Here is a 3,017-nt window from a genome sequence, read left to right as displayed (position 1 = left end):
CCGAGCAAGCTCCATTCCTTTAGCTCACCGCGCCCTCCTCCTCGCCGGTCCCGTCGTCGTCGAAGACGTTTCAGGGGTCTTCTCAGATGACGGTGCAGGTCGGCCGAGCGCGTCGGTCCGCAGATAGACGTCGAGGTCTCCCGACGACGGAGGTACCTACGCCATCCATCCGAAAGACCTCGACGTGTCCGACGCTACCCCGCCGGCCGGCTTCGGTCCGAGCGTGACCGGACAACGCGGTGCAGCGAACTCATCAGCGCTCTGCGGGGTGTCGGCGGCTTATCGGAATTTCTGGAGAGTGCGCCCGCGCGCCAGTGCAGCTCAATGAAAGACTCGCGTGACAGGCGCGTCTGACCGGAAGCTGCGCCGCCTACCGAGGAGAACCGATGGCGTACGGACTGCACAGTTGCGTGGACGGTGACCTACACCTGCACTCGGCGGATGCGGGAAGCGAACACTGGGTGGTCGAGGCCATCTGGCCGGGATCGGATGACTACGAAGTGCGCCCGCTCATCAGACGCTGGGCGTCGTACAACGTTCCGGACCCCCAGAACGCGTGGTACGTCGACGGCTGCACGTCCTTCCGAATTACGACCGCAGAAGGGCGGGTTGTCGAGCACGCGTTGAAGCCCTATCCGGCAATCCGATCAGGGGACTGGAGCGGGCCGTAGAGTTCCGTACCGTCACATCGCAGCCTGTGGCGCTGGGGCATTATCCTTCCATCGTCGAACGAGCAGCGTCCGCGGCGCGCCGCCGTCCGCCCCCGAAGTGAGCCCGCCCCAGCCAGGACCACCCGGGAGAACACCGTGGACTCAACTGCCCTCGTCACCGCCCTCAAAGACGGCGGAATCTGATGGCGGCCCGGTCCTCGCGTAAGGCCAGCAACACGCGCAAGGCCACCACCAAGCGCAAGGCCGGCACCACGCGCGCGAAGGCAACGAAGAAGTCCAGCGCGGCGCAGGCCGCCCGACGATCCCCTCCGGCCAGCGGGTGTGGCTCCTGGAACTCCCGTGGGGCGGGCTGGGCGGCGGCATGCCGGCCGGGGTTACCTACTACACGTCGCTCACCGCACACGCCTATGTCGGCACCACCCTGCCGGACCCGCTGGAGCCGTACGCCAGCAAGCCCTACTCCTACCTGCGGTGGCTGGAAGACGAACTCAACGGCAGTGAGGGCCCCGGTGCGACCGCTGCTCCCCTGACACTCCGCCCGGAGCAATGCGCGGACGTGGACACGATCGTCGCAGCCGCCGAACAGGGGTACCGGCAGTTCCACCTGGCCAACGACGTCGGCACCGGCAAGACCCTCGTGGCCGTGGCTGCGGCGAAATCCATCGCGCAGATGCGGGGCGCCCGCACGGTTCTGGTGACGGTGGACCGGCCGGCGCGCATCACCATCCCCTCGTGGCGGCGCACCATCGCCGCGCTGGGCGACGACGGCTTGCGGTGGATCATCATGTCGTCGGACAGCCTCGGCAAACTCATGGCCCGGAACGGTCGCCCACGGCTCAGAGTCGACGTCGCGGTGATCGACGAGGCCCACCAGTTCCGGTTCGCCAGCAAGCGGACCAGCTACATGCGGCGGCTGACCCGCATGGACTCTCCGCACGAAACGTCCCCGTTCGTGCTGACCATCACCGCCACGCCCGGTCATCACCCCGGCGAATGGGGCTACCTGTCCTCGCTGTTCGCCCAGGTCCACGGTGATCCGCCCGCCCGGTGGGCGGACTTCGGGAGGGCTCTGAGCGAGCGAGGTGTTCCCCTGGAGACCTCGTACGGCAAGTGGACGTGGAGCGCGGAGGTCAAGGAGTCGCTGCAGACCCAGCAGACCGTGATCAGCGACGTGCGAGACATCCTGCTTCGGCACGACCCGCAGCTGCTCCTCACCCGGTCGGCGCCGTGGGGGCCACCGCCCTTCGACGTGGACCTGGTAGAGCTAACCCCGGACCAGTGGCGGGCCTACGAGTTGGAATGGGGCGACTTTCAGCGGGAGATGCAGCTGGCGCGGACGGGCAACAACGTCGCGCGCGGGCTAGCCGCGCTGGTGAGGCTGCGCCAGAAGGCGTCGATGATCCGTGTCGAACACACCGTGGCTGCGGTCAAGGCCGAACTCGCCCGCGGGTACCAGGTACTGGTTGCCACCGAGATGGTCACCACGGCAGCTCACCCGGTGGCCGAGATGCTCGAAGCCGATGGGATCCCGGTGGCACGCATCTACGGCTCCAACCCGGAGGCCGAATCCGAACGTATGCGCTTTCAGCGCGGCGAGGCCGAGGTGGTGGTGTTCAATACACCCACCGCGATCAATCTGCAGGCATCCGAGCAGTTCGCCGACAGTTCATCAGCCACCGCCACCCCGCGCAGAGGCTTCTTCCACCAGGCGCGCTACAGCGGCCTGCTCGCCGAACAGACGATGGGCCGCGCACATCGGGACCATCAGGTCTGCGCGTGGTCGGGACTTATGCAGTAACCGGCGACTGTTGGGTGCGCTCTACGCTGGCTGACATGACCGTCTCGCAACCAATGAACCTCGCGCAGGTGAAGACCGTTCGTCTGAGCGTGCTGTCGGACATGGTTGACCGGCCTGCGTGGCTGGAATCCTCAATGAGCCAGGCGGCTGGGATTCTTCGCCGGAAGGCTCCCCTCTATATTCCGGTGACTGCCAACGGGAATATTCATCCTGCGGTTGCCGAGTGGGCGCGGAGGTATCACTCCGTCAATACAGCTTCCGCTTATGCGTCAGATGTGGCGCTCTTTTTCAGATGGCTTGGTCCGGGGAATGACTGGCTTGCGGTGCGCCGCGCTGAGATTAACGATTTCATGGACCGGCGTCGCTTTGGTGCCTCGGGCGATGATGATCTGCGAGATATTCCGGCGGAGCCGGTATCTGCATCAACGCTAGCTCGCAACCTGGTCGCCATTCGCTCGGGCGTGAGGAACGAACTGGTGACAGGTTCGGTTTAGGCCGCGAGTGTGAGCGGCTCGGTTAGCTTGGCTTCGAACTCGATGGGCGTCAAC

The 3,017-nt window shown here is 66.0% G+C and carries 2 protein-coding genes; both read left to right on the top strand.

The features are described 5' to 3' along the window. The first annotated feature begins 1,032 nt into the window (after nt 1-1,032). A complete protein-coding gene (locus tag ACWIE7_RS18615; protein ID WP_454070250.1) occupies nt 1,033-2,469 on the top strand; it encodes a DEAD/DEAH box helicase family protein in 1,437 nt (478 codons plus the stop codon). Nucleotides 2,470-2,504: 35 nt separating this feature from the next. Further along, the gene (locus tag ACWIE7_RS18610) at nt 2,505-2,963 is read left to right on the top strand and encodes a site-specific integrase (RefSeq protein ID WP_454070249.1); all 459 of its coding nucleotides are present in this window, start codon (nt 2,505-2,507) and stop codon (nt 2,961-2,963) included. Nucleotides 2,964-3,017: the final 54 nt, after the last annotated feature.

The organism is Dietzia sp. NPDC055343 (genome assembly GCF_053645265.1).
The sequence above is the reverse complement of the archived record's forward strand: the minus strand, read 5'-3'. Positions and strand labels throughout refer to the sequence as shown.

Coding starts and splice junctions, on each gene's coding strand:
- ACWIE7_RS18615 (WP_454070250.1), top strand. CDS start 1,033: ATGCCGGCCGGGGTTACCTACTACACGTCGCTCACCGCACACGCCTAT.
- ACWIE7_RS18610 (WP_454070249.1), top strand. CDS start 2,505: ATGACCGTCTCGCAACCAATGAACCTCGCGCAGGTGAAGACCGTTCGT.